Annotated in this window: 19 protein-coding genes and 5 pseudogenes; 17 read left to right on the forward strand and 7 right to left on the reverse strand. The window is 69.6% G+C overall.

The features are described from left to right. Window positions 1–178 precede the first annotated feature (178 nt). The gene (locus tag Y694_RS08235) at window positions 179–1063 is read right to left on the reverse strand and encodes an alpha/beta hydrolase (RefSeq protein ID WP_197028766.1); all 885 of its coding nucleotides are present in this window, start codon (window positions 1061–1063) and stop codon (window positions 179–181) included. 30 nt (window positions 1064–1093) lie between these two features. Beyond that, the gene (gene mutL / locus Y694_RS08240) at window positions 1094–2908 is read right to left on the reverse strand and encodes a DNA mismatch repair endonuclease MutL (protein ID WP_036231522.1); all 1815 of its coding nucleotides are present in this window, start codon (window positions 2906–2908) and stop codon (window positions 1094–1096) included. Window positions 2909–2995: 87 nt separating this feature from the next. On the opposite strand from mutL, the gene Y694_RS08245 reads away from it, so the two are divergent. The 3 genes and pseudogenes from Y694_RS08245 (at window position 2996) to Y694_RS26720 (ending at window position 5983) form a co-directional block, all read left to right on the forward strand. Further along, window positions 2996–4630 carry a cation:proton antiporter gene (locus Y694_RS08245; protein ID WP_051495656.1) on the forward strand — a complete coding sequence of 545 codons (1635 nt, stop codon included), beginning with the start codon at window positions 2996–2998 and terminating at the stop codon, window positions 4628–4630. A 41-nt stretch (window positions 4631–4671) separates the two neighbouring features. Further along, a pseudogene (locus Y694_RS08250) lies at window positions 4672–5327 on the forward strand (DedA family protein). Window positions 5328–5371: 44 nt separating this feature from the next. Then, entirely contained in the window at window positions 5372–5983 is a 612-nt protein-coding gene (locus tag Y694_RS26720) for a cold shock and DUF1294 domain-containing protein (RefSeq protein WP_036231525.1), read from the forward strand. An 88-nt stretch (window positions 5984–6071) separates the two neighbouring features. Here the strand turns inward: Y694_RS26720 and Y694_RS08260 are convergent. Beyond that, window positions 6072–7435, reverse strand: a pseudogene (locus Y694_RS08260) (N-acetylmuramoyl-L-alanine amidase). Then, the gene (gene tsaE, locus Y694_RS08265) at window positions 7432–7902 is read right to left on the reverse strand and encodes a tRNA (adenosine(37)-N6)-threonylcarbamoyltransferase complex ATPase subunit type 1 TsaE (RefSeq protein ID WP_036231527.1); all 471 of its coding nucleotides are present in this window, start codon (window positions 7900–7902) and stop codon (window positions 7432–7434) included. Before tsaE ends, Y694_RS08260 begins: the two are co-directional and overlap by 4 nt. Window positions 7903–7935: 33 nt before the next feature. Here tsaE and queG point away from each other — a divergent pair. Beyond that, window positions 7936–8984 (forward strand): annotated as a pseudogene (gene queG, locus Y694_RS08270) (tRNA epoxyqueuosine(34) reductase QueG). A 29-nt stretch (window positions 8985–9013) separates the two neighbouring features. Here the strand turns inward: queG and Y694_RS08275 are convergent. Then, window positions 9014–9916, reverse strand: coding sequence for an AEC family transporter (locus tag Y694_RS08275; RefSeq protein WP_011829619.1), 903 nt, complete (start codon window positions 9914–9916; stop codon window positions 9014–9016). 191 nt (window positions 9917–10107) lie between these two features. On the opposite strand from Y694_RS08275, the gene Y694_RS08280 reads away from it, so the two are divergent. From Y694_RS08280 to Y694_RS08295, 4 genes and pseudogenes are all read left to right on the forward strand, one after another. After that, window positions 10108–11022 (forward strand): tripartite tricarboxylate transporter substrate binding protein BugE, encoded by a 915-nt coding sequence (locus Y694_RS08280; RefSeq protein WP_148211038.1) that lies wholly within the window; start codon window positions 10108–10110, stop codon window positions 11020–11022. A 72-nt stretch (window positions 11023–11094) separates the two neighbouring features. Continuing rightward, a pseudogene (gene xerD, locus Y694_RS08285) lies at window positions 11095–12023 on the forward strand (site-specific tyrosine recombinase XerD). Between the two features lie 37 nt (window positions 12024–12060). Beyond that, on the forward strand, window positions 12061–12774 hold the full coding sequence (locus tag Y694_RS08290; protein ID WP_036231530.1) for a phosphatase PAP2 family protein: 714 nt from the start codon (window positions 12061–12063) through the stop codon (window positions 12772–12774). Between the two features lie 25 nt (window positions 12775–12799). Next, window positions 12800–13402: a MarC family protein gene (locus Y694_RS08295; RefSeq protein ID WP_011829615.1), complete on the forward strand. Its 603-nt coding sequence runs from the start codon at window positions 12800–12802 to the stop codon at window positions 13400–13402. A 6-nt stretch (window positions 13403–13408) separates the two neighbouring features. On the opposite strand, the gene Y694_RS08300 is transcribed toward Y694_RS08295, so the two are convergent. Beyond that, window positions 13409–14230, reverse strand: a complete 822-nt coding sequence (locus tag Y694_RS08300) for a ferritin-like domain-containing protein (RefSeq protein WP_051495657.1) — start codon at window positions 14228–14230, stop codon at window positions 13409–13411. Between the two features lie 31 nt (window positions 14231–14261). Here Y694_RS08300 and Y694_RS08305 point away from each other — a divergent pair, with 31 nt between their 5' ends. The 8 genes and pseudogenes from Y694_RS08305 (at window position 14262) to Y694_RS08340 (ending at window position 23834) form a co-directional block, all read left to right on the forward strand. Then, a complete protein-coding gene (locus Y694_RS08305; RefSeq protein WP_011829610.1) occupies window positions 14262–14786 on the forward strand; it encodes a gamma carbonic anhydrase family protein in 525 nt (174 codons plus the stop codon). Window positions 14787–14825: 39 nt separating this feature from the next. Next, on the forward strand, window positions 14826–15791 hold the full coding sequence (locus tag Y694_RS08310; RefSeq protein WP_036231531.1) for an Hsp33 family molecular chaperone HslO: 966 nt from the start codon (window positions 14826–14828) through the stop codon (window positions 15789–15791). Between the two features lie 256 nt (window positions 15792–16047). Continuing rightward, the gene (locus Y694_RS08315) at window positions 16048–18906 is read left to right on the forward strand and encodes a 2-oxoglutarate dehydrogenase E1 component (protein ID WP_011829608.1); all 2859 of its coding nucleotides are present in this window, start codon (window positions 16048–16050) and stop codon (window positions 18904–18906) included. A gap of 113 nt (window positions 18907–19019) precedes the next feature. After that, a complete protein-coding gene (gene odhB, locus Y694_RS08320; protein WP_036231534.1) occupies window positions 19020–20300 on the forward strand; it encodes a 2-oxoglutarate dehydrogenase complex dihydrolipoyllysine-residue succinyltransferase in 1281 nt (426 codons plus the stop codon). Window positions 20301–20331: 31 nt separating this feature from the next. Continuing rightward, window positions 20332–20649, forward strand: coding sequence for a multidrug efflux SMR transporter (locus tag Y694_RS08325; RefSeq protein ID WP_036231536.1), 318 nt, complete (start codon window positions 20332–20334; stop codon window positions 20647–20649). Between the two features lie 27 nt (window positions 20650–20676). Beyond that, window positions 20677–22104 carry a dihydrolipoyl dehydrogenase gene (lpdA, locus tag Y694_RS08330; RefSeq protein WP_036231538.1) on the forward strand — a complete coding sequence of 476 codons (1428 nt, stop codon included), beginning with the start codon at window positions 20677–20679 and terminating at the stop codon, window positions 22102–22104. 19 nt (window positions 22105–22123) lie between these two features. Continuing rightward, window positions 22124–23220 (forward strand): annotated as a pseudogene (gene zapE / locus Y694_RS08335) (cell division protein ZapE). Next, the gene (locus Y694_RS08340) at window positions 23220–23834 is read left to right on the forward strand and encodes a hypothetical protein (protein ID WP_011829603.1); all 615 of its coding nucleotides are present in this window, start codon (window positions 23220–23222) and stop codon (window positions 23832–23834) included. The pseudogene zapE and the gene Y694_RS08340 overlap by 1 nt, the downstream one beginning before the upstream one ends. A 63-nt stretch (window positions 23835–23897) precedes the next feature. Here Y694_RS08340 and Y694_RS08345 read toward each other — a convergent pair whose 3' ends face one another. Further along, window positions 23898–24665 (reverse strand): PP2C family serine/threonine-protein phosphatase, encoded by a 768-nt coding sequence (locus tag Y694_RS08345; RefSeq protein ID WP_011829602.1) that lies wholly within the window; start codon window positions 24663–24665, stop codon window positions 23898–23900. A gap of 96 nt (window positions 24666–24761) precedes the next feature. Here Y694_RS08345 and Y694_RS08350 point away from each other — a divergent pair, with 96 nt between their 5' ends. After that, complete coding sequence (locus Y694_RS08350) at window positions 24762–24965, forward strand: YdcH family protein (protein ID WP_011829601.1); 204 nt, start codon at window positions 24762–24764, stop codon at window positions 24963–24965. Window positions 24966–25035: the final 70 nt, after the last annotated feature.

The raw sequence follows: 25035 nt of genomic DNA on the forward strand, positions 1-25035 counted from the left end.
GCTCGGCCTCGGCCTGCGCCAGGGTTGGCCGCGCGGGCTTCACGCCGCCGCTGCGCAGTGGCGCGCGGCGGACGGTCGCGGTCGAGGAGGGCGCGCCGGGCGCCGGCTTCTTGAGCTTGAGGGTGGCCATGTCGGTGCCGATTGGATCATGGCGCGCCGCGGGCGCCGGGCCGGCCACTCAGGACGCCAGCCCGAACAGCTCGCGCAGTGCCTCGCGGTAGGCGCCCTGGCCGACGGCGTTGGTGTTGTGGTGCGAGCCACCTTCCACCAGCAGCCAACGCTTGGGCGACGCGGCGCGCTCGTACAGCGCCTTGCCGAGCGCGGGCGGGATCAGCCGGTCCTCGCTGCCATGCACCACCAGCAGCGGCGAGCCGACCCGGGCCACCTTCTCCTGTGCGTCGAAGCGCTGCGTGATCAGCGGGCCCAGCGGCAGCCAGCCCCAGCGCATCTGCGAGAACACGTCGCGCACCGAGGTGAAGCTGCCCTCGACGATCAGCCCGGCCTCGTCGGGCACCTGCGCGGCGAGGTCGATCGCGATCGCGCCGCCCAGCGAGTGGCCGAAGATGTAGCGCGGCGCGCCCGGGTGCTGCACGGCAAGCCAATCCCAGGCGGCGCGGGCGTCCTCGTAGGCCATCTGCTCCGACGGCAGCTCGCCCGGGGCGCTGCGGCCGAAGCCGCGGTAGTCGATCGCCAGCACGTTGAAGCCCAGCTCCTGCATGCGCCGCACGCGGCGGGCGCTGCCGGTCACGTCCCAGCGCGCGCCGTGCAGGTAGAGCAGCACCGGCGCTCCGGCCTGCGCGCCGTCGGGGCGCGGATGCCACAGGCCGTGCAGCCGCGCCGGCCGGCCGGTCGCGGCGGAGTCGAAGTCGATCCACACGTCGTCCATGCCCTCGGCGGCGGTCACGCCACCGGCCCAGGGCGACGCGGCGGGCTGGAAGATCCAGCGGCGCTGCTGGGTGTCGAGCGAGGCGCAGCCGGCCGTCAGCAGCACGAGGCCGAGCAGCAGGGCGACGAGGGCGGGCGCGATGCCGGGGCGGCGTGCGGAGCGGGGCGGTGCGGGCATGGGCGACAGAGCGCCGCGCCGCGCAGAAGTTCAGCGGCCGCGCAGGAAGCGCTGGTCCAGCTCCTTCAGCGTGAGCTGGCGCCAGGTGGGGCGGCCGTGGTTGCATTGGTCGGCGCGCTCGGTGCGCTCCATGTCGCGCAGCAGCGCGTTCATCTCTTCGACGCTGAGGCGCCGGTTGGCGCGCACCGCGCCGTGGCAGGCCATGCTGGACAGCAGCTCGTGCTGCGCACGCTCGATCGCGTGGCTGGCGTCGTAGCGCGCCAGTTCGGCCAGCACCGAGCGCGCCAGCGCCACCATGTCGCCGCCGGCCAGCGCGGCCGGGTGCGAGCGCAGTGCCAGCACGTTGGACGACAGCACCGTGAGGTCGAGGCCGAGCCGCGCCAGCGTCTCCACCTGCGCCTCGGCGGTAGCCACCTCGGCGGCGGTGGCCGGGAAGATGGCGGGGATCAGCAGCGGCTGCGATTCGATGCGTGCGCCGGCCAGGCCGGCCTTGAGCCGCTCGTAGACCACGCGCTCGTGCGCGGCGTGCATGTCGACGATGACCAGGCCGTCGCGGTTCTCGGCCAGGATGTACACGCCGCCCAGCTGCGCCAGCGCGCGGCCCAGCGGCCAGTCGTCACCGCTCTGAAGGGTCAGCGGCAGGGACGGGGACGGAGCGCCACCGTCCGGCGCCGCATCGAGGTGCAGCAGCAGGTCGACCGATTCGCCGCTCGGTGCGGGCCAGGCCGGCCGGCGCTCGCTGACGCCTGCGCCCAGGCCCAGCCCGGCCTGCTCGGCCAGCGGGCTCCACACGGCCGGCCGGGTGGGCTCGAACAGCGCGGGACGGGTCTCGTCGGCACGCGGCAGCGCCAGCGCGTCCTCGGCGGCGTGTCGCACCGCCTGGTGCACCTCGCGGCCGTCGCGGAAGCGCACCTCGATCTTGGTCGGGTGCACGTTCACGTCGACCCGCGAGGGGGCGATCTCGATGAACAGCACGTAGCTCGGCTGGCGCCCGCCGTGCAGCACGTCGGCGTAGGCGGTGCGCAGGCCGTGGGAGATGAGCCGGTCGCGCACGTGGCGGCCGTTGACGTAGACGTACTGCTCGTCGGCCCGGGCACGCGCGGCATCGGGCAGGCCGATGCGGCCGCTGATGCGCAGGCCGGTGGGCTGGGCCGTGACCTCGCGGCTGTGGGCCATGAAGTCTTCGCCCAGCGCGTCGCGGATGCGCTGCTCGAGCGGCGCGCGGCGCCACTGCGCCAGCAGCTTGCCCTCGTGCCAGACCGCGAAGCCCACGTCGGGCCGCGCCAGCGCGTGGCGGCGCACCGCCTCCAGGCAGTGGGCCAGCTCGGTGGCGTCGGTCTTCAGGAACTTGCGGCGTGCGGGCGTGCTGAAGAACAGCTCGCGCACCTCCACGCTGGTGCCCACGCCGCGTGCGGCGGGCACCAGCTCACCGGAGCGGGCGTCGAGGCGCTGCGCGTGGGGGGCGTCGGCGTGGCGGCTGGCGATCGACAGCTCCGACACCGCGGCGATGGCGGCCAGCGCCTCGCCGCGAAAGCCCATCGTCGACACGTTCTCCAGCTCGTCGAGCGAGGCGATCTTGCTGGTCGCGTGGCGCTTGAGCGCCAGCGGCAGCTCGCTGGCGGGGATGCCGGCACCGTCGTCCTCCACCAGGATGGCGCGCACGCCGCCGGCCATCAGCTTGACGACGATCTCGCGGGCGCCGGCGTCGAGGGCGTTGTCGACCAGCTCTCGCACCACCGAGGCCGGCCGCTCGACCACTTCGCCGGCGGCGATCTGGCTCACCAGCTCGTCGGGCAGCTCACGGATCTGCCGGCGCGGGCCGGCCGGGGACAACACAGCATTCATCGAGAAGATTGTAGGAGCGCGAAATCGGGCGTCGGCCTGTTATGGTCACGGGCACCGCCTCGATCGACCCTCGACTTCCTCTCACGCATGCACGACCTCACGCTGATCGTCACGCTGGCCGGCGGGCTGGCCTTTGCCCTGCTGCTGGGCACGCTGACGCGTCGGCTCGGCCTGTCGACGCTGGTGGGCTACATGCTGGCCGGCATCGTGGTCGGCCCCAACACGCCGGGCTTCGTGGCCGATCAGTCGCTGGCCTCGCAGCTGTCGGAGATCGGCGTGATCCTGCTGATGTTCGGCGTGGGGCAGCACTTCCATCCGCAGGAGCTGCTGCGCGTGTGGCGCCTCGCGGTGCCCGGCGCGGTGGCGCAGAGCCTGGTGGCCGGCGTGGCCGGCTGGGCCGCGGCGCGCGCCTTCGGCTGGTCGCATGCGGCCGGTGCGGTGTTCGGCATGTCCCTGGCGGTGGCGAGCACCGTGGTGCTGATGCGCATGCTGGTGGAGCGCGACCGCCTGAGCTCGCGCGACGGCCATGTGGCGGTGGGCTGGCTGATCGTCGAGGACCTGTTCACCGTCGCGGCGCTGGTGGTGCTGCCGGTGCTGGCGAGCGACTCCTCCGATGCGCAGAGCCTGGGCAGCGCGCTGCTGCTGGCGATGGGCAAGGTCGCGGCCTTCGTGGCGATCGTCATGCTGGTCGGCACCCGGGTGGTGGGCCGGCTGCTGGAGCGCGTGGCGGGCGCGCGCTCGGCCGAGCTGTTCACGCTCACGGTGTTCGTGGTGGCGCTGGGCGTGGCGGTGCTGGCGTCGGAGCTGTTCCATGTGTCGGTGGCGCTCGGGGCCTTCTTCGCCGGGCTGGTGGTCGGGCAGTCGCGCTTCGGGCCGCAGGCGGCGGCCGACATGGCGCCGTTCCGCGACGTCTTCACCGCGCTGTTCTTCGTATCGGTGGGCATGCTGTTCAACCCGAACCTGGTGGTGCAGCAGCCCGCGCTGGTGCTCACCGCGCTGGGCGTCGTGCTGCTGCTCAAGCCGCTGGTGGCGGTGGTGATCGTGCTGCTGCTGCGCTCCGACTGGCGCACCGCCGCGACGGTGGGCGTGGGGCTGGCGCAGATCGGCGAGTTCTCCTTCATCCTGGCGAGCCTGGGGTTGAGCCTGGGCGTGATCCCCAAGGAGGCGCTGGACGTGCTGGTGGTGGCGGCCATCGTCTCGATCGCGCTCAACCCGGTGCTGTTCCGCCTGGTCGAGCGCTGGCTGCCGAAGGAGCGCGGCAGCGCGCCCGAGGAAGAGGTGCCGCTCGCCTCCACCTATGCGCCGGACGCGCCGGGCGCCGCGGTGGTGCTGGCCGGCTACCGCTCGCTCGGTCGGCGCGTGGTGCAGCGCTGCGCCGCCGCCGGCATCCCGCTGTGCGTGGTGCAACACGAGGCGATCGAGGCGCTGGAGGGCCTGCCGCCCGGCGTGGCCCAGATCTACGGCGACCCCGGACGCCCCGACGTGCTGGCCGCCGCCGGCCTGGGCCAGGCACACATGCTGGTGGTGGCCGACATGCCGCTGGTGGAGAAGATGCAGGTCTGTCGCGCGGCGCGCCAGCTCAACCCGCGCGTGGAGATCGTCGGCGCGGCGATGAACGATGCCGAGGCCGCCTGGCTGCGCGACTTCGGCGCCGAGTTCGTGGTCGATGCGTTGGACGAGCAGACCGAGCAGATCACCCGCGCCATCCGCGCGCGGCTGTGAGCCGCCGTCGCCGTCACGGTGGCCCCGGATAATCGCGTCCCATGGAAATCATTGCCTACCTGATCGACTTCATCCTGCGCGTCGACGTGCACCTCGCGGCCTTCGTGCAGGCCTACGGCGCCTGGGTCTACGCGCTGCTGTTCCTGATCGTGTTCGTCGAGACCGGCGTGGTGGTGATGCCCTTCCTGCCCGGCGACTCGCTGCTGTTCGTGGTGGGCACGCTGTGCGGCGCCGGGCTGATGAGCCTGCCGCTGGCGATGGGGCTGCTGCTGGTGGCCGCGGTGCTGGGCGACCAGACCAACTACTCGATCGGGCGCTATTTCGGACCCAAGGTATTCCAGTGGGAGAGTTCGCGCTTCTTCAACAAGCGCGCCTTCGACCAGGCCCACGCCTTCTACGAGCGCTACGGCGGCATCACCATCGTGCTGGCGCGCTTCATGCCGTTCATCCGCACCTTCGCGCCCTTCGTGGCCGGCGTGGCCGCGATGAGCCGCGGCAAGTTCACCGCCTACAACGTGCTGGGGGCGGTGCTGTGGGTCTGCGGCCTGGTGCTCGCCGGCTACTGGTTCGGCAACATCCCGTGGGTGCAGCAGAACCTCAGCAAGATCATCTGGGCCATGATCATCATCCCGGCGTGGTGGCGCTGTTCGGCGCCTGGCGCGCCAGCCGCGGCGAGGGCAAGGCGCAGGCCGTCTGACGGCTCAGTTCGGTGCGAGTTCCGCCACTGTCTGTTGTCTTCGCATGCGTCTCGACGGCAAACTCAAATCCTGGAACGATGAGCGCGGTTTCGGCTTCATCGATCCGGTTCATGGTGGGCAGGATATCTTCGTCCACATCAAGGCCTTTCCTTCAGGAACCGGTCGACCTACCGTCGGGCAGGCCGTAACTTTCGAGGTAGAACTCGGCCCCAACGGAAAGAAGCGCGCGCGCTCGGTGCAGTACCCGGTGCGTGGTCGATCCCGCAAGCCGCTGCGCTCCGAAGCCCCGGCTGACTGGACGCTCCCCCGACTACTCGCTATTCCCGCATTCGTCGCGATCTACTACGTCGTGGCGAGTCACTGGCCGGTCAAGCCGGTCGTCGCGGCCATCTACGTGTTCGTCAGTCTTGTTTCCTTCATGGCATACGCGCTGGACAAGTCAGCGGCCATCCAGAAGCGCTGGCGAACGTCCGAAGGAACACTGCTCCTCATCGGGCTCGCCTGCGGCTGGCCCGGATCCCTGGTCGCGCAGCAGTTCCTGCGGCACAAGTCCTCCAAGCCGAGTTTCGTGGCCGCATTTTGGTTGACTGTGCTGCTGAATGTCGCGGGGTTCGTCGTCCTGCACGCGGGTGTGCTTCCGCTGCCGTGGTTGTGACGAAATGGCTCGACGCCCTCGATAGCACCCACATCCCAGGCAGGCCAGCGGCGACACCGCGACACCGGTGCAAGGCCGGTTCTGTCCGTCACATGGAGCGGTTGCGCGCCAGCGGCGGGTTCTTCGCGAAGTAACGCAGGATGCCGCTCAGCAGCGCCTCCACCAGCTGGGTCTGGTAGGCCGGGTCGCGCAGGCGCTTCTCCTCCTCGGGGTTGGAGATGAAGGCCGTTTCCACCAGGATGGAGGGCACGTCGGGCGCCTTCAGCACCGCGAAGCCGGCCTGCTCGACGCGCGGCTTGTGCAGCCGGCCGACCTGTCCGATGCGGCCCAGCACTTCGCTGCCGAGTCGCAGGCTGTCGCGGATCTGCACGCTGGTGCTCATGTCGAGCAGGGCGCGCGTGACGGCGGCGTCCTTGCTCTTGATGTTGGTGCCGCCCACCAGGTCGGCGGCGTTCTCCTTCTGCGCCATCCAGCGCGCCTCCACGCTGGTGGCGCCGCGCTCGCTGAGCGCGAACACCGAGGCACCGCGCGCATGCGGCTTGATGAAGCGTCGGCGTGGATGGAGATGAACAGGTCGGCCTGCACCCGGCGCGCCTTGCGCACGCGCTCGTTGAGCGGCACGAAGAAGTCGGCGTCGCGCGTCATCATCGCGCGCATGTTGGGTTGCTCGTTGATGCGGGCGCGCAGGCGCTGCGCCACCTGCAGCACCACGTCCTTCTCGCGCAGGCCGGTCGGGCCGATGGCGCCGGGGTCCTCGCCGCCGTGGCCGGGATCGAGCGCGACGATCACCAGCCGTTCGGCGATGCGCTTGGCCGCCGCAGCACCCGCTGACGGCGGCTCGCTGCCGGCCACCGGCGGCACCGGCAGCGGCCCGGTGGCGCTGGCGGCGGGCTTGTTGCCGTGCCCGCCCATCTGGCCGATGAAGTCGCCCAGTGCGTCGTTCACCGCCGAGGCGGCGCGGTCCGAGGGCTCGGCGGCGGCGCGGTCGGCGTAGACCTTCTCCTGCACCAGCGCGAGCAGTGGGTCGCGCTCGGCGGTCGGGTAGAGGTCGAACACCAGCCGGTGCCGGTAGGCGGCCACCGGATCGAGCGTGAAGACCTGCGGCGCGGTGGGCTGTTTCAGGTCGATCACCAGCCGCACCACGCGCGGCTGGTTCTGGCCGACGCGCACACCGGAGATGAAGGGATCGCCGGCCTTCACCTTGCCGACCACCTCGCGCAGTTCGGGGCTGAGTTCGAGGCCTTCGACGTCGATCACCACGCGCTGCGGGTTCTCGGCCATGAAGTGCTTCGCGGCGAGCGCGGTGTCGGACTCGATGGTCACGCGGGTGTAGTCGGCTGCCGGCCACACGCGCACCGCGACGATGCTGGCACCGAAGGCCAGTTCGCGCGTGCCGAGCAGCAGCACGACCGAGCCGGCGCGTTGCAGCAGTCGGCGTCGGGAGGGTTTCATCGCAGCAGCTCCCGGCCGCGCTCGGTGTAGGCCATCAGGGTCACGGCGCGTTGGTCGCCATCCAGCGGCGCAAGTTCCACGCGCAGGTCGGGGACGGGCAGGGTCTCGCCGGCGTTCTGCGCCCACTCCACGAGCTTGAGGCCCGGGCCCGCGAAGATGTCGCGAAAGCCCGCGTCCTCCCACTCGCGCTCGTCACCGAAGCGGTAGAAGTCGAAGTGCCAGGCAGGCCCGGTGGCGAGTTCGTACGGTTCGACCACCGCATAGCTCGGGCTCTTCACGCGGCCGGTGACGCCCAGCGCGCGCAGCAGGTGGCGCGTGAAGGTGGTCTTGCCGGCGCCGAGCGGTCCCTGCAGCTCGATGAAGGCGTCGCGCAGCGCCGCATGGGCGGCCAGTGCGGACGCGCGCGCCGCGCAGGCGTCCTCGTCGGGCCAGTGTTCGTGTCGGGTTTCTAGAATCGGTGGATGCATCGAACGCAAGGCGTCCCGGACGAGCAGGCCGTGATGGCCGGGCTGCGCCGTGAGGCGCGCGAGCTCGGATTTTCACAGATCGGTGTGGCCGACGTGGACCTGCGCAGCGCAGAGCCCGGCCTGCTGGCCTGGCTGGCGCAGGGCTTCCACGGCAGCATGCACTACATGGCGCTGCACGGGCTGAAGCGGGCACGGCCCGGCGAGCTGGTGCCGGGCACGGTGCGCGTGATCACCGCGCGCATGGACTACCTGCCGGCCGCGCTGCCCGAGGCTGGCAGACGATCGAGTTCGAGCGCCTGCGCCGGCCCGAGGCAGCGACCGTGTCGCTTTATGCCCGGGGCCGCGACTACCACAAGGTGCTGCGCGCGCGGCTGCAGACACTGGCCGATCGGCTCGGTGAGCAGCTGGGCCCGTTCGGCCACCGCGTGTTCGCCGATTCGGCGCCGGTGCTGGAGGTGGAGCTGGCCTCGCGCAGCGGCATCGGCTGGCGCGGCAAGCACACGCTGGCGCTGTCGCGCGAGGCCGGGTCGATGTTCTTCCTGGGCGAGATCTACGTCGACCTGGCGCTGCCGCTCACCGAGCCGGTGGACGCGCACTGCGGCAGCTGCCGCGCCTGCATCGACGTGTGTCCCACGCAGGCGATCGTCGGCGAGCGACGGGTCGATGCGCGGCGCTGCATCTCCTACCTGACGATCGAGCACGACGGTCCGATCCCGGCCGAGCTTCGCGCACCGATGGGCAATCGCATCTACGGCTGCGACGACTGCCAGCTGGTGTGCCCCTGGAACAAATACGCCACGCGCGCCGTGCTGCCCGACTTCGACACCCGCGAGGTCTTCGATGCGCCGACGCTGCTGGGGCTGTGGGCCTGGTCCGAGGCCGAATTCCTGAAGCGGACCGAGGGCAGCGCGATCCGACGCATCGGCCCCGCGCGCTGGCGGCGCAACCTGGCGGTGGCGCTGGGCAATGCCTGGCGTGAGCAGGGCGATCCGGTGGTCGCGCAGGCGCTGCAGGCGGCGCGTGACGGTGCGAGCGAGCTGCTGCGCGAGCACATCGACTGGGCGCTGGCGCAGCGCGCCTGAGCGGCCTCGCGGCCGGTGCACGGGCGGACTCAGCCCACCGCGAGCCGCAGCGCGATCCACGCGGGCAGCGTGACCATGCCGAGCAGGGTCGACACGGTCACCAGCCCGGCTACGAAGGGCCCGTGGCCGCCCATGCGCACCGCCAGCACGTACGCGCTCGAGGCGGTGGGCATCGCAGCGAAGGCCACCAGCACCGTCAGTTCCAGCGGCGGCAATTGCCGCCACAGGCCGAAGCCGAGCGCGAAGGCCGGCAGCAGCGCATGGCGGATCGTCAGCAGCGCGGTGGCCAGTTTCGGTGCGATCGTCAGCCCGCCCAGCTGCAGGCCGGCGCCGACCGCCATCAGCCCCAGTGGCAGCGCTGCGCTGCCGATCCGCTGCAGGGTGGTGCCGACCGCATCGGGAAACTGCAACCCCAGCAGGTTTGCCACCAGTCCGCCCAAGGTGCTGAGGATCAGCGGGTTGCGCATCAGCTCGCGGCCGAGGTGGTGGCCGCCGTGGCGCGCCAGAGGCAGCACCGCGCCAGCGTTGCACAGCGGCACGCACACCGCCACCAGCACGGCCATCTGGGCCACGCCGGCCGCACCGCCCAGGCGCTCGGCCATCGCCAGCGCCACGTAGGAGTTGAAGCGGAACGCCGTCTGCGCCCCAGAAGCGTGCAGCATCGGGTCGACCCCGGGCCAGCGACCCAGCGCGTAGGCCAGCCCCATGCCCAGCACCACGGTGGCCACGCCACCGAGCGCGAGCGAGGCGGCATCGGCCGGATTCAGCGGGTTGCGAACGATGGAGGTGAACAGCAGCACCGGGAAGAGCAGGTGGTAGACCAGCTTCTCCATCGACTCCCAGATCGGGCGGTTCAGCGTGGTGTAGCGGCAGACGAGGAAGCCGACCACGATCAGCAGGAAGTCGGGCAGGAGGAGCAGGATGTCGCGCATGTCGGAACCGGGGCAGGGGCTCCTAGGGTAACGGTTGACCCTGTGAGGGGTTTCCACAATCGGCGATGGCAAACCTCGGGGGCACAGTCGACCGCATTGCCCAATTCTTCCAGGAGCACTCAATGGTTTCGAGTTCGCGTCGCATCGTGGTGGCCGCCTGCGGGGTGCTGGCGGCCCTCGCCCCGGTCACGATGGTGTTCGCCCAGGCCTACCCGAGCAAGCCGGTGCGGCTGATCGTGCCGTTCGCGCCGGGCGGCACCACCGACATCGTGGCCCGTGTCGTGGCCGAGAAGATGAACGGCCCGCTCGGACAGACCGTGGTGGTCGAGAACAAGGCCGGCGGCGGCGGGATCATCGGTGCCAACGAGATCACCAAGGCGGCACCGGACGGCTACACGATCGGCATGGCCACGGTGTCCACCACGGCGTCCAACCCGGCCATCAACCCGAAGACGCCGTACAACCCGCTGACCGACTTCACGTCGATCATCAACATCGCGGCGACACCGAACGTCATCGCGGTGCACCCCAGCTTTCCCGCCCGCGACTACAAGGGCTTCCTCGCCGAGCTGAAGAAGAGCCCGGGCAAGTACAGCTTCGCGAGCTCCGGCACCGGCGGTATCGGCCACCTGCAGATGGAGCTGTACAAGAGCCTGTCGGGCACCTTCGTGACGCACATCCCGTACCGCGGCGCCGGCCCGGCGCTCAACGACACGGTGGCGGGCCAGGTGCCGATGATCTTCGACAACCTGCCGTCGGCGCTGCCCTTCATCAAGGACGGCCGGCTGATCGCGATCGTGGTGGCCGCGCCCGAGCGCCTGGCGGTGCTGCCGAACGTGCCGACCTTCAAGGAGGTGGGGCTGGAGCCGGTGAACCGGATGGCCTACTACGGCTTCCATGGCCCGAAGGGCATGCCCCGGGATGTGGTCGACAAGATCGCCGCCGCGACCAAGAAGACGCTCGAGGACCCGTCGGTGCGCAAGCGCATCGAGGACACCGGTTCGCTGATCGTGGCGAACACGCCGGAGCAGTTCACCGCCCAGACGCAGGCCGAGTTCGAGGTCTACAAGAAGGTGGTCGAGCAGCAGAAGTTGAAACTCGACTGAAGCCCACCCCTGGCTCGTGCTGTCCAGCGGCTCCAACGGGGGTGAGCCAGCTTTAGGCACACTGCGTGCCTGATGTCAGCCGAGCCACACGACGAACTGCCCCCGCTGCCCGCCGACAGTGCGGTCGCGATCGACGCCTTTCTCGAGGCGCTGTGGGTCGAGGACGGGCTGTCGGACAACACCCTGGCCGCCTACCGGCGCGACCTGACGCTGTATGCGCGCTGGCTGGTCCACGCCAGCGGCAAGCCGCTCGACGGCAGCGGCGAGGCCGACCTGCGCGCCTACGCGCTGGAGCGGCACGCCGGCACGCGTGCGACCAGCGCGAACCGTCGGCTCACCGTCTTCCGGCGCTATTTCCGCTGGGCGCTGCGCGAGCATCGGCTGAGCGCCGATCCGACCCTGAAGCTGCTGGCCGCGAAGCAGCCGCTGCGGGTGCCCAAGACGCTGAGCGAGGCGCAGGTGGAGGCGTTGCTGGAGGCGCCGGACGTCGACACGCCGCTCGGCCTGCGCGACCGGCGATGCTGGAGATCCTGTACGCCAGCGGCCTGCGCGTCAGCGAGCTGGTCACGCTGAAGAGCGTGAACGTGGGCTACTCGGAGGCGGCCCTGCGCGTCACCGGCAAGGGCAGCAAGGAGCGGCTGGTGCCGTTCGGCGAGGAGGCGCACGGCTGGCTGATGCGCTACCTGGCGGAGGCGCGCGCGGCCATCCTGGGCGGCCAGGCGAGCGACGCGCTGTTCGTCACCGCACGCGGCGGCCCGATGACGCGGCAGGCGTTCTGGCAGCTGATCAAGCGGCATGCGGGCGCCGCCGGCATCCAGGTGCCACTGTCGCCGCACACGCTGCGGCATGCGTTCGCCACGCACCTGCTCAACCACGGCGCCGACCTGCGTGCGGTGCAGATGCTGCTGGGCCATGCCGACATCTCCACCACGACCATCTACACGCACGTGGCGCGCGAGCGGCTCAAGCAGTTGCACTCACAGCATCACCCGCGCGGCTGAACACGGGCCGCAGGAGCGGCCGACTACCATCGGGGCCTTGAAGCACCGCCTCCTGCCTCCCGTCGGCTGGCTGCACGAACTGCGCCGGCGCACCCGCGTGCTGAGCCTGGTGAAGATGACGGGCACCACGCTCGGCATCACGCTGTTCTTCGTGGCCTACTTCTGGGTGATGCGCCACACGCCGCAGGCGATCACGACGATGCCGCTGATCGCGATGGACGACTGGGTGGACTTCCAGCCCGCCGCGCTGCCGCTGTATGCGTCGCTGTGGTTCTATGTGTCGATCGCCCCGGCGCTGCTGGACGACGCGTGCGAGGTGCGCACCTATGCGCTGTCGGCGCTGCTGCTGAGCCTGGTCGGGCTGGCGATCTTCTGGTTCTGGCCGAGCAAGGTGCCCGAGTTCGACATCGACTGGGCCCGCCACGAGGCGGTGGCCTTCCTGAAATCGGCCGACGTGGCAGGCAACGCCTGCCCGTCGCTGCACGCGGCGTTCGCGGTGTACACCGCGGTGTGGTTCGAGCGCGTGTTCCGTCAGACCTCGGCCGGCCTGGTGATGCGCGGCCTGAACGCGCTCTGGTGCATGGGCATCCTGTACGCCACGCTGGCGATCCGGCAGCACGTGGCGCTGGACGTGCTGGCCGGCAGCGCGCTGGGCGGGCTGGTGGGCTGGCTGAGCCTGCTTTCGCTGGCGCCCCGTCCGCTCGTCCACCCTGCGGCGGGCGCCCCGGCGCCGCGCACGGGCGAGACCTGAGGTGCCGGCCTGGGACAATCGGGCCATGGATCACAGCTTCGTCTCCGCCTTCGTCCTGCTGCTGCTGGTGCTCGACCCCTTCGGCAGCCTGCCGATCTTCATCTCGGTGCTGAAGGGCGTGCCGCCCGAGCGGCGCACCCGCGTGGCGGTGCGAGAGGTGCTGATCGCCTTCTGCGTGCTGCTGGCCTTCATGTTCGCGGGGCAGGGCTTCCTGAACCTGATGCACCTGTCGGAGCGCTCGCTCGAGGTGGCCGGCGGCGTGATCCTGCTGATCATCGCGATCCGCATGATCTTCACGTCGGGCTCGCAGATCTACGCGTCCGACGGGGGCGCGCGCGAGCCCTTCATCTTCCCGCTCGCGGTGCCGCTGCTGGCCGGGCCGTCGGCGATGGCCACGGTGCTGCTGCTGGCCTCGCGGCAGCCGCAGCAGCTGATGCAGTGGGTCGGCGCGGTCAGCGCGGCGATGCTGGTGTGCGGCGCGGTGATGCTGGCGGCCGACCGCATCCGCAAGCTGCTCGGACACTCGATGGTGTCGGCGATCGAGAAGCTGATGGGCCTGGTGCTGACCGCGGTGGCGGTGGAGATGATCCTCGCGGGGTTGAAGCGCTACTTCTTTGACAGCCTTTGAGCTGCCTCATCCGCTCAGGTAGGCCAGCTCCTCGGCGCTGAAGCCCGCCGCTGTGCGGGCCGCCAGGTTGAAGGGCGGACGCGGGCGCGGCGCCTCGTAGCGCGCCGCGAGTTCGGGGTAGAGCGCCACCGGATCCAGGCCCTCGCGCTCGCACAGCCAGCGGTACCAGTGGTTGCCGATCGCGACGTGGCCGATCTCGTCGCGCAGGATGATCCCGAGGATCTCGACCGCGCGCGCATCGCCGGCTGCGGCGAACTTGCGCTGCAGCGGCGGGGTGGCGTCGAGCCCGCGGGCCTCCAGCGTGCGCGGCACCAGCGCCATGCGGGCGATGGGATCGTGGGCGGTGCGCTCGGTCATGATCCACAGGCCGTCGTGGGCGGGGAAGTCGCCGTACTCGTGGCCCAGGCTCAGCAGGTGCTCGCGCAGCAGCGTGAAGTGCAGGGCCTCCTCGCCGGCGACCTGCAGCCAGTCGAGGTAGTAGGCGGCCGGCAGGCCCGGAAAGCGCCAGAGGGCGTCGAGCGCGAGGTTGATCGCGTTGAACTCGATGTGGGCGATGGCGTGCAGCAGCGAGGCCCGGCCCTCGGGACTGGCCATCGAACGTTGCGGCACGCGCAGCGCCGGCAGCAGCAGGGGCCGTGCGGGCCGGCCGGGCAGCGGGCCTGCAGGCTGAAGCATGGCCGTGGTGTCGAGCGCGAGCGCATCGCGCCGGGCCAGCAGTGCGCGCGCCGCAGAAGCCTTGGCCAGTGGATCGCGTTCCTGCAGCAGCGTCAGCGCTTGGCTTCGCAGTTCAAGGGCTTGCTCGCCGGCGCAGGGCAGGTCGGGATGCATCCGTAAAATTATCGCTTTGCCGGAGTTGCCCATGGCCCTGTACCAGCTCGATGATCGCGTGCCGCAGGTGCACGCGACGGCCTATGTGGCCGAGAGCGCCGAGCTGATCGGCAGCGTGGAGATCGGCGAAGGCGCCAGCGTGTGGTCGCAGGTCACGATGCGCGGCGACAACGAGCCCATCGTCATCGGTCGCCACTCCAACGTGCAGGAAGGCAGCGTGCTGCACACCGACCCGGGCTGTCCGCTGGTGGTGGGCGAGGGCGTCACCGTGGGGCACCAGGCGATGCTGCACGGCTGCACCGTCGGCGACGGCGCCCTGATCGGCATCCAGGCGGTGGTGCTCAACCGCGCGAAGATCGGCCGCAACTGCCTCGTCGGTGCCGGCGCGCTGGTCACCGAAGGCAAGGAGTTCGAGGACGGCATGCTGATCCTCGGCAGCCCTGCCAAGGCGGTGCGGCCGCTGAGCGAGGAGGACATCGCGCGCATGCGGCGCGGCACCCAGACCTATGTGGAGCGCGGGCAGCGCTTCAAGGCCACGTTGAAGCGCGTGGGTTGAGCCCCATATGCAGCCGGATCCATCGGGCGAGGGGCAGTCATGAGCGAACTCCATAAATTCATCTTCGAGGGCCTGCCGGTGCGCGGCATGCTGGTGCGTTTGACCGGCGCGTGGACTGAACTGCTGGCACGCCGCGGGGCAGAGCGGGCGCATCCGGCGCCGGTGCGCACGCTGCTGGGCGAGATGGCGGCCGCCGGTGTGCTGATGCAGGCCAGCATCAGGTTCAACGGCGCACTGGTGCTGCAGATTTCGGGCGACGGGCCGGTGAAGCTGGCGGTGGCCGAGGTGCAGCCCGACCTGGCGTTTCGGGCCACGGCCACGGTGGTCGGCGAGGTGCCGGCCGGCGCGCGGCTGGAGGCGCTGGTCAACGTGGGCGGGCGCGGCCATTGCGCGATCACGCTGGACCCCAAGGACCGCTTCCCGGGCCAGCAGCCCTACCAGGGCGTGGTGCCGCTGCACGGCGACCGGCGCGAGCCCCTGCAGCAGCTGTCGGAGGTGCTGGAGCACTACATGCTGCAGTCGGAGCAGCTCGACACCAAGCTCGTGCTGGCGGCGAACGACGACGTGGCCGCCGGCCTGCTGATCCAGCGCCTGCCGGTCGAGGGCGAAGGCAACCTCGGCGCGCGGAACGAGGACGAGATCGGCCTCAACGAGGCCTACAACCGCATCGCCCACCTCAGTGCGACGCTGACGCGCGAGGAGTTGCTGACGCTGGACGCCGACACCCTGCTGCGGCGGCTGTTCTGGGAGGAGACCGTGCGCCGCTTCGAGCCGCTGGCCGGCGTGCACGGGCCGCGCTTCGCCTGCAGCTGCTCGCGGGAGCGCGTGGCGCGCATGCTGCGCGGCCTGGGGCGCGAGGAGTTCGACGGCCTGATCGCCGAGCGCGGGCTGGCCGAGGTGGGCTGCGAGTTCTGTGGCGCCCAGTACCACTTCGATGCGGTCGACGGCGGGGAGGTCTTCACGGCGCCGCGCGACCAGCCGCCGGCGTCGCGTGCCGTTCAGTAGCCAGTAGCGAGGGCCGTCCGCACGATCGTGAAACGCCGATGAACGGCCGGATTCCGGCCTGTTCTGGTGCCGGTTCCCGGGACAGCGCCCCGCCGCGGTGCTACAGTGCACCTCGAAATTTGGTCCTTCCCGTCCCCTTTTCTGGTTCTGTTGAACAAGCAAAGGCGGGTCGCAATCCGCCAACCGGTCCAGCCGTGTCGCGGAAGGTTTTTCAACCAGCCAACGTCCTGGATACCAGGGTGAAAGGTGAGCGAAGATGATGCAGCAGTACCGGTCGAACTCGTACCTGTTCGGGGGCAACGCGCCCTACGTCGAGGAACTGTACGAGTCCTATCTCGACAACCCGGGCTCGGTCCCCGAGAAATGGCGCGCCTACTTCGACGCGCTCCAGCACGTACCGGCCACCGACGGCTCCGAATCCCGCGACGTGGCGCATGCGCCGGTCGTCGAATCCTTCGCGCAGCGCGCCAAGGCCAACGCTTTCGCCGTCAAGGCCAGCGCCGCCGAACTGGCGGTCGCGCGCAAGCAAGTGCACGTGCAGTCGCTGATCGCCGCCTACCGCACGCTGGGCGCCCGCTGGGCCGACCTCGATCCGCTCAAGCGCACCGAGCGCCCCAAGATTCCCGAGCTGGAGCCGGCGTTCTACGACCTGAGCGAGTCCGACATGGACATCACGTTCAGCGCCACGAACACCTACTTCACCACCGCCGAACAGCAGACGCTGCGCGAGATCCTGCAGGCGCTGCGCGAGACCTACTGCGGCTCCATCGGCGCCGAGTTCATGCACATCACCGAGCCGGTCGAGAAGCGCTGGTGGCAGCAGCGGCTCGAAAGCGTGCGGGCCAAGCCGAGCTTCTCCGCGGCGCAGAAGACCCACATCCTCGATCGGCTGACCGCCTCCGAGGGCCTGGAGCGCTATCTGCACACCAAGTACGTCGGCCAGAAGCGCTTCTCGCTCGAGGGCGGCGAGAGCTTCATCGCCTCGATGGACGAGGTGGTGCAGCGTGGCGGCGAGCGCGGCGTCCAGGAGATCGTGATCGGCATGGCCCACCGCGGCCGCCTCAACGTGCTGGTCAACACGCTGGGCAAGATGCCCAAGGACCTGTTCGCCGAGTTCGACCACACCGCCAAGGAAGAACTGCCCGCGGGTGATGTGAAGTACCACCAGGGCTTCTCCAGCGACGTGACCACGCCCGGCGGGCCGGTCCACCTGAGCCTGTCGTTCAACCCCTCGCACCTGGAGATCGTGAACCCGGTGGTGGAAGGTTCGGTCAAGGCGCGACTCGACCGACGCGGCGACAAGGAAGGCGACACGGTGCTGCCGGTGCTGGTGCACGGCGACGCGGCCTTCGCCGGGCAGGGCGTGGTGATGGAGACGCTGGCGCTGGCGCAGACGCGTGGCTACTACACCGGCGGCACGGTGCACCTGGTCATCAACAACCAGATCGGCTTCACCACCAGCGATCCGCGCGACTCGCGTTCCACGCTGTACTGCACCGACGTGGTCAAGATGATCGAGGCGCCGGTGCTGCACGTGAACGGCGACGATCCCGAGGCCGTGGTGCTGTGCACCCAGCTCGCGCTCGACTACCGGCAGGAGTTCAACAAGGATGTCGTCGTCGACATCATCTGCTTCCGCAAGCTGGGTCACAACGAGCAGGACACGCCGTCGCTGACCCAGCCGCTGATGTACAAGAAGATCGCGGCCCATCCCGGCACGCGCAAGCTGTACGCCGACAAGCTGGTGGCACAGGGCACGCTGAAGCCCGACGAGCCCGACGCGATGGTGAAGGCCTTCCGTGCCGCGATGGACGCCGGCAAGCACACGGTCGACCCGGTGCTGACCAACTACAAGAGCAAGTACGCGGTCGACTGGACGCCCTACCTGAACCGCAAGTGGACCGACGCGGCCGACACCGCGCTGCCGCTGGCCGAGATCAAGCGTCTGGCCGAGCGCATCACGACCATCCCGAAGGGCTTCAAGGTCCATCCGCTGGTCGAGAAGGTGCTCGCCGACCGTGCGGCGATGGGCCGCGGCGAGATCAACGTCGACTGGGGCATGGGCGAGCACCTCGCCTACGCCTCGCTGGTGGCGAGCGGTTATCCGGTGCGTCTGTCCGGCGAGGACTGCGGCCGCGGCACCTTCACCCACCGCCATGCGGTGCTGCACGACCAGAACCGCGAGAAGTGGGACGAGGGTACCTGGACGCCGCTGCAGCACGTGGCCGATGGCCAGGCGCCGTTCGTCGTGATCGACTCCATCCTGTCGGAGGAGGCGGTGCTCGGCTTCGAGTACGGCTACGCCTCGGCCGACCCGACCACGCTGACGATCTGGGAAGCGCAGTTCGGCGACTTCGTCAACGGCGCGCAGGTCGTGATCGACCAGTTCATCGCCTCCGGCGAGGTGAAGTGGGGCCGCGCGAACGGCCTCACGCTGCTGCTGCCGCACGGCTACGAAGGTCAGGGACCGGAGCACAGCTCGGCGCGCCTCGAGCGCTTCATGCAGCTGGCGGCGGACAACAACATGCAGGTCTGCCAGCCGACCTCGGCCAGCCAGATCTTCCATCTGCTGCGTCGCCAGCAGGTGCGCATGTTCCGCAAGCCGCTGGTGGTGATGACGCCGAAGTCGCTGCTGCGCAACAAGGACGCGGCGTCGCCGCTGTCGGAGTTCACCCGCGGCGAATTCCGCACGGTGATCCCCGAGCAGAACGCCGACATCGACGCGGCCAAGGTCAAGCGCGTGATCGCGTGCTCGGGCAAGGTTTACTACGACCTGGTGAAGCGTCGCGACGAGAAGAAAAGCACCGACGTGGTGATCCTGCGCGTGGAGCAGCTCTATCCCTTCCCGCACAAGGCCTTCGCGACCGAACTGAAGAAGTACCCGAACGCGACCGACGTGGTGTGGTGTCAGGACGAGCCTCAGAACCAGGGCGCGTGGTTCTTCGTGCAGCACTACGTGCACGAGAACATGCTGGAGGGGCAGAAGCTCGGCTACGCCGGCCGACCGGCCTCGGCCTCGCCGGCCGTCGGCTACGCGCACCTGCACCAGGAGCAGCTCAAGGCCCTGCTGGACCAGGCCTACGGCAAGCTCAAGGGATTCGTCCTGTCCAAGTGACGTCATCGCGGACGCGTGCGCGGCCATGAACCGCGGCCTTCGACCGGCTTCTGCGCCGGTCGGAGCTGCCGGATCCGCGCGATGCGTCATCCAAACAACGAAGAAAGCATTCCATGGCCATCATTGAAGTCAAAGTCCCCCAGCTGAGCGAGTCCGTTGCCGAAGCGACGCTGCTGCAGTGGAAGAAGAAGCCCGGCGAAGCCGTGGCGATCGACGAGATCCTGATCGAGATCGAGACCGACAAAGTCGTGCTCGAGGTGCCGGCACCGGCCGCCGGCGTGCTGGCGCAACTGGTCAAGAACGACGGCGAGAGCTGCGTCAGCGACGAGGTGATCGCGAAGATCGATACCGAGGGCAAGGAAGCGGTCAGCCCGCTCGAGGTCAAGCCGGTGCCCGACGTCAAGCCGGCGCCCGGCGCCGCGTCCGGTCCGGCCGGCGCGAAGGGCGACGTGGCGATGCCCGCGGCCGCGAAGCTGCTGGCCGAGAACCAGCTGGGTGCGGGCCAGGTGGCCGGTAGCGGCAAGGATGGTCGCGTGACCAAGGGCGACGTGCAGACGGCGCTGCAGGCCGGCGTCAAGGCCGCGGCGCCCGCCGTCGCTGCCCCGGCAGCGGCTGTCGTCTCGGTGCCGGTCGCGCCATCCGTCGCCAAGGCGCTGCCCGCCGTCACAGTGCCGGCCGCGTTGAACCTCGGCGACCGTCCCGAGCAGCGCGTGCCGATGTCGCGCCTGCGGGCCCGCGTGGCCGAGCGGCTGCTGCAGTCGCAGGCCACCAACGCCATCCTGACCACCTTCAACGAGGTCAACATGGCCCCGGTGGTGGAGATGCGCAAGCGCTTCCAGGAGAAGTTCGAGAAGGAACACGGCGTCAAGATCGGCTTCATGAGCTTCTTCGTGAAGGCCGCGGTCGCGGCGCTCAAGCGCTACCCGGTCATCAACGCCAGCGTGGACGGCAACGACATCGTCTACCACGGCTACTTCGACATCGGCATCGCGGTGGGCTCGCCGCGCGGCCTGGTGGTGCCGATCCTGCGCAACGCCGACCAGATGAGCTTCGCCGACATCGAGAAGAAGATCGCCGAATTCGGCCAGAAGGCCCGCGACGGCAAGCTGTCGCTCGAGGACCTGACCGGTGGCACCTTCTCCATCTCCAACGGTGGCACCTTCGGCTCGATGCTGAGCACGCCCATCATCAATCCGCCGCAGAGCGCCATCCTGGGCGTGCATGCGACGAAGGACCGGGCGGTGGTCGAGAACGGCCAGATCGTGATCCGGCCGATGAACTACCTGGCGATGTCGTACGACCATCGCATCATCGACGGCCGCGAGGCGGTTCTGGGCCTGGTGGCGATGAAGGAAGCGCTGGAAGACCCGGCGCGCCTGCTGTTCGATATCTGATCGTCTCGAGACCGGTTCCCGACTGACGAGCATGGCCTGGATCTACCTCGCGCTGGCGGGCCTGTTCGAGATCGGGTGGCCGGTCGGTTTCAAGCTGTCGCAGCAACCGGCCTACAAGGTCTGGGGCATTGCCGCTGCCGTGCTGTCGATGGGGCTGTCGGGTTGGCTGCTGTGGCTGGCCCAGCGCGAGATCCCCATCGGCACGGCCTACGCGGCCTGGACCGGCATCGGCGGCGCAGGCACCTTCCTGATCGGGGTGCTGTTCTTCGGCGACTCGGCGTCGCTGGCGCGGTACCTCGGCGTGGCACTGATCGTCGGTGGCGTCATCACACTCAAGCTCGCCCACTGAACGCGGCGAGCCTTTCGGAGCATTCTCATGAGCAAGACTTTCGATGTCGTCGTGATCGGCGGCGGCCCGGGCGGCTACATCGCGGCCATCCGTGCGGCGCAGCTGGGTTTCAACACCGCCTGCATCGACGAGTGGAAGAACGACAAGGGCGGTCCGGCACCGGGCGGTACCTGCACGAACGTCGGCTGCATCCCGTCGAAGGCGCTGCTGCAGTCGAGCGAGCACTTCGAACACGCCGGCCATGCGTTCGCCGACCACGGCATCGGACTGAAGGACCTGAGCATCGACGTCGCGAAGATGCTGGGGCGCAAGGACACCGTCGTGAAGCAGAACAACGACGGCATCCTCTATCTGTTCAAGAAGAACAAGGTCGCCTTCTTCCACGGCCGCGGCTCGTTCGTGAAGGCCGGTGACGGTGGCTACGAGATCAAGGTCAGCGGCGCCACCGAGGACACGCTGATCGGCAAGGACATCATCATCGCCACCGGTTCGAGTGCGCGCGCGCTGCCGGGTGCACCGTTCGACGAGGAGAGCATCCTCAGCAACGACGGAGCGCTGCGCATCCCGTCGGTGCCGGCGAAGCTGGGCGTGATCGGCTCGGGCGTGATCGGCCTCGAGATGGGCTCGGTGTGGCGCCGCCTGGGCGCCGAGGTGACGGTGCTGGAAGCGCTGCCGACCTTCCTGGGCGCGGTCGACGAACAGATCGCCAAGGAAGCCCAGAAGGCCTTCATGAGGCAGCGCCTGAAGATCGAGCTGGGCGTGAAGATCAGCGAAGTCAAGAAGGACAAGAAGGGCGTCAGCGTCAGTTACACCAGCGCCAAGGGCGATGCCAAGACGTTGGAGGTCGACAAGCTGATCGTGTCGATCGGCCGCGTGCCCAACACCACCGGCCTGAACGCCGAAGCGGTGGGGCTGAAGCTCGACGAGCGCGGCGCGATCGTGGTCGACGACGACTGCCGCACCAACTTGCCGAAGGTGTGGGCCATCGGCGACGTGGTGCGCGGCCCGATGCTCGCCCACAAGGCGGAAGAAGAGGGTGTGGCGGTCGCGGAGCGCATTGCCGGCCAGCATGGACACGTCAACTTCAACACCATCCCCTGGGTCATCTACACCAGCCCGGAGATCGCCTGGGTCGGCCAGACCGAGCAGCAGCTCAAGGCGGCCGGCCGCGCCTACAAGGCCGGAACCTTCCCGTTCCTGGCCAATGGCCGTGCGCGTGCGCTCGGCGACACGACCGGCATGGTGAAGTTCCTGGCGGACGCTGCGACCGACGAGATCCTCGGCGTGCACATCGTCGGGCCGATGGCCAGCGAACTGATCGCCGAGGCGGTGGTGGCGATGGAGTTCAAGGCCAGTGCCGAGGACATTGCCCGCATCTGCCACGCGCATCCGTCGCTGTCGGAAGCGACCAAGGAGGCCGCCCTGGCCGTGGACAAGCGCACGCTGAACTTCTGAACGGCGCGGGCCGACAGCCATGACGGTCCGCCAACTGTTCGGTGAGACGCTTTCCGAGCGCGGCTACCGGGCCGACGACGCGCAGTTGCGTGCGCTCGACGCGCTGGAGCGCTGCGAGAACGAGTGGATCGACTACAAGGCACGCCGCAGCAATGCGGTGAGCAAGCTGCTGCGCCGGCCGCCGATTCCGCGCGGCGTCTACATGTACGGTGGCGTCGGGCGCGGCAAGAGCTTCCTGATGGACTGCTTCTTCCAGTCGGTGCCGCTGGTGCGCAAGACGCGGCTGCACTTCCACGAGTTCATGCGCGAGGTGCATCGCGAACTGCAGGAGCTCAAGGGCACGGCCGACCCGCTGGACGAACTGGGCAGCCGGATCGCGCGGCGTTTCCGGTTGATCTGCTTCGACGAATTCCACGTCGCCGACGTGACCGACGCGATGATCCTGCACCGCCTGCTGGCGGCACTGTTCGCCAACCGCGTCAGCATCGTCACGACGTCCAACTTCCGCCCCGACGCGCTCTATCCCAACGGCCTGCATCGCGACCGGATCCTGCCGGCGATCGAACTGCTCAAGGACAGGCTGGAGGTGATCAATGTCGACGCCGGGGTCGACTACCGCCAGCGCACGCTGGAGGGGGTGGCGCTCTACCACACACCGCTCGGACCGGAGGCCGACGGAGCGCTGACCGAGACCTTCGAGCGCCTCGCCGAGGCCAAGGACGAGGATCCGGTGCTGAACATCGAGCAGCGGACGATCCGTGCGCGTCGGCGCGCCGGGGGGTGGTGTGGTTCGACTTCAAGACCCTGTGCGGCGGCCCGCGCTCGCAGAACGACTACCTCGAACTGGCCTCGCAGTTCCATACCGTGCTGCTGTCCGACGTGCCCGAGATGCCGCCCCGGCTGGCGTCCGAGGCGCGGCGCTTCACGTGGCTGGTCGACGTGCTCTACGATCGGCGCGTGAAACTCGTGATATCCGCCGCCGCGCCGCCCGAACAGCTCTACACCGACGGGCCGCTGGCCCATGAATTTCCGCGCACCGTGTCTCGCTTGACCGAGATGCAGTCGGCCGAGTTTCTGGCGCTGTCGCGGCGAGATGTCGATACGAGCTTGACGTGATGAGAGCACAGCTCGCCGGCTGCCTGATCTCCTGCGCCGTCGCCGTGGCGACGTTTGGCGCGGCATTCCCTTCGCGGGGCGCGACAGGGGATTCGGACAAGGCACAGCGAGAGCGCCTGTCCGCCGAGCGTCGGCAAGTCGAGCGCGATTTTGCGGAGCAGGAGCGCGAATGCTCGCAGCGTTTTCTCGTGACGGCTTGCGTCGACACTGCCAAGACGCAGCGCCGAGACGCGCTGAAGCGCCTGAGCACTCGCGAGGCGGCACTTGACGACGCGGAGCGGACGCGGCGGGCTGCGGCCCGTCAGCAGCGCATCGACGCGAAGCAGGCGCGCCAGGCGCGTGACCGCGAGGAGCGCGCATCGGCGCCGCTGATCCCCTTCGAACCCGCCAGCGCGGCGATCCGTACGCCGACGCGCGCGGCAACGCATACGCCTGCGCCCGCGCGGCCTCTCGACACCGCCCAGCGGCGCGCCGACGAGCAGCGCTCGCGCACTGAATACGAGAACCGGCAGAGCCAAGTCAAGGCGCGTCAGGAGGCAGCGGCGCAGAGGGCCGCATCGCGCAAGCCGCCCGCTGCACCGCTGCCGCCGGTCGAGAGTGCGTCGGCACCCTGAGTGACAGCGGGGCTGCGTCCGCCTGCAACTTGGCAGCGCCGTTCAACCGCCGAGGGAGCCCTTTCAGCCCAGCGCTTCGACGCGCACCAGCGCCAGCGACAGGTTGTCGCCACCCCCGCGGGCCCGATGCCGGGCCTTGCCGACCAGCATCTCGCTGGCCTCGCGCGGTGACAGCGTGTGCACGATCGCACCAAGCTCGCGCGGCGTGAAGTAGTGCCACAAGCCGTCGCTGCAGGCCAACAGCGTGTCGCCGATTTCCAGCGACGGGATGTGGCTCAGCGTCAGCGGCGGGTCCTGCTGCGTGCCGAGGCAGCCGGTCAGCAGGTTCGATTGCGGGTGCGTGTTCGCCTCATCCTCGGTGATCTGGCCTTCATCGACCAGGCGCTGCACGAACGAGTGGTCCACGGTGCGGCTGACCAGCTCTGCGCCGCGGAAGTGGTAGACGCGCGAGTCGCCGGCATGGATCACGTCGCAGGCGCGTGTGGCGCTGATCAGGAAAGCCGCCAGCGTACTGTGCGGTTCTTCCTCGGCGGTGATCGCCGTGAGCTTGATCATCAGGTGCGACTCGAGCACGAGCTGCTTCAGCGTCTCGGCGGGTGTGTCGCGGGTCGGCGTGTAGCGCTCGAACAGTTGCTGGGCGGTGAGCAGCACCTGGTCGGCGGCCTTGCGCCCGCCGCTCTTGCCGCCCATGCCATCGGCGACGACGGCCAGTACGCAGCCCGGCACCCGTGGGTGCGGCAGCACGCCGACCTGATCCTGCTGGTACGCGCGATCGCCGCGGTGCAGGCCGGTGGCGGCGGCAAGTCGATAACCTGGGGGCGCAGTACTCATCCGAAAACTATAATCTTCATTGCCATGCGAACCAATGGCAGGCTTGCATCGGCATCAAGGCCTGTTGACATCCAGATTGCGGCGGTGCAACCCCCGATGGACGACAACCTGCATTCACCGCAACGCCGGCTCATCGAATTGCGCATCGAGCACGGCGACCTCGACAGCCTGATCGACCAGGCGTCCGTCGAGCGGCCCCTCGACGAACTGACGCTGCGGCGTCTCAAGAAGCGCCGCCTGGCCTTGCGGGACCAGATCGCCACACTGGAAATGCGCCTCAGCCCGCCCGAGCCGGCATGAGGTCGATGCACGGCCGCCCGAAGGCGGGCGACATCCCCGCGGGGGATCGGGAGCGGCCGGCGGCCGTGAG

The organism is Methylibium sp. T29-B, assembly GCF_000576225.1.
In the GTDB taxonomy this organism is placed as follows: domain Bacteria; phylum Pseudomonadota; class Gammaproteobacteria; order Burkholderiales; family Burkholderiaceae_C; genus Methylibium; species Methylibium petroleiphilum.

Excerpts from the sequence above, each read along its gene's own strand:
- Y694_RS08295 (WP_011829615.1), top strand. The coding sequence starts at position 12,800 with ATGGATCACAGCTTCGTCTCCGCCTTCGTCCTGCTGCTGCTGGTGCTC.
- Y694_RS08305 (WP_011829610.1), top strand. The coding sequence starts at position 14,262 with ATGGCCCTGTACCAGCTCGATGATCGCGTGCCGCAGGTGCACGCGACG.
- Y694_RS08340 (WP_011829603.1), top strand. The coding sequence starts at position 23,220 with ATGAGAGCACAGCTCGCCGGCTGCCTGATCTCCTGCGCCGTCGCCGTG.
- Y694_RS08325 (WP_036231536.1), top strand. The coding sequence starts at position 20,332 with ATGGCCTGGATCTACCTCGCGCTGGCGGGCCTGTTCGAGATCGGGTGG.
- Y694_RS08245 (WP_051495656.1), top strand. The coding sequence starts at position 2,996 with ATGCACGACCTCACGCTGATCGTCACGCTGGCCGGCGGGCTGGCCTTT.
- tsaE (WP_036231527.1), bottom strand. The coding sequence starts at position 7,902 with ATGCATCCACCGATTCTAGAAACCCGACACGAACACTGGCCCGACGAG.
- Y694_RS08275 (WP_011829619.1), bottom strand. The coding sequence starts at position 9,916 with ATGCGCGACATCCTGCTCCTCCTGCCCGACTTCCTGCTGATCGTGGTC.
- mutL (WP_036231522.1), bottom strand. The coding sequence starts at position 2,908 with ATGAATGCTGTGTTGTCCCCGGCCGGCCCGCGCCGGCAGATCCGTGAG.
- odhB (WP_036231534.1), top strand. The coding sequence starts at position 19,020 with ATGGCCATCATTGAAGTCAAAGTCCCCCAGCTGAGCGAGTCCGTTGCC.
- Y694_RS26720 (WP_036231525.1), top strand. The coding sequence starts at position 5,372 with ATGCGTCTCGACGGCAAACTCAAATCCTGGAACGATGAGCGCGGTTTC.
- Y694_RS08280 (WP_148211038.1), top strand. The coding sequence starts at position 10,108 with ATGGTGTTCGCCCAGGCCTACCCGAGCAAGCCGGTGCGGCTGATCGTG.
- Y694_RS08315 (WP_011829608.1), top strand. The coding sequence starts at position 16,048 with ATGATGCAGCAGTACCGGTCGAACTCGTACCTGTTCGGGGGCAACGCG.
- Y694_RS08350 (WP_011829601.1), top strand. The coding sequence starts at position 24,762 with ATGGACGACAACCTGCATTCACCGCAACGCCGGCTCATCGAATTGCGC.
- Y694_RS08345 (WP_011829602.1), bottom strand. The coding sequence starts at position 24,665 with ATGAGTACTGCGCCCCCAGGTTATCGACTTGCCGCCGCCACCGGCCTG.
- Y694_RS08300 (WP_051495657.1), bottom strand. The coding sequence starts at position 14,230 with ATGCATCCCGACCTGCCCTGCGCCGGCGAGCAAGCCCTTGAACTGCGA.
- Y694_RS08235 (WP_197028766.1), bottom strand. The coding sequence starts at position 1,063 with ATGCCCGCACCGCCCCGCTCCGCACGCCGCCCCGGCATCGCGCCCGCC.
- Y694_RS08310 (WP_036231531.1), top strand. The coding sequence starts at position 14,826 with ATGAGCGAACTCCATAAATTCATCTTCGAGGGCCTGCCGGTGCGCGGC.
- lpdA (WP_036231538.1), top strand. The coding sequence starts at position 20,677 with ATGAGCAAGACTTTCGATGTCGTCGTGATCGGCGGCGGCCCGGGCGGC.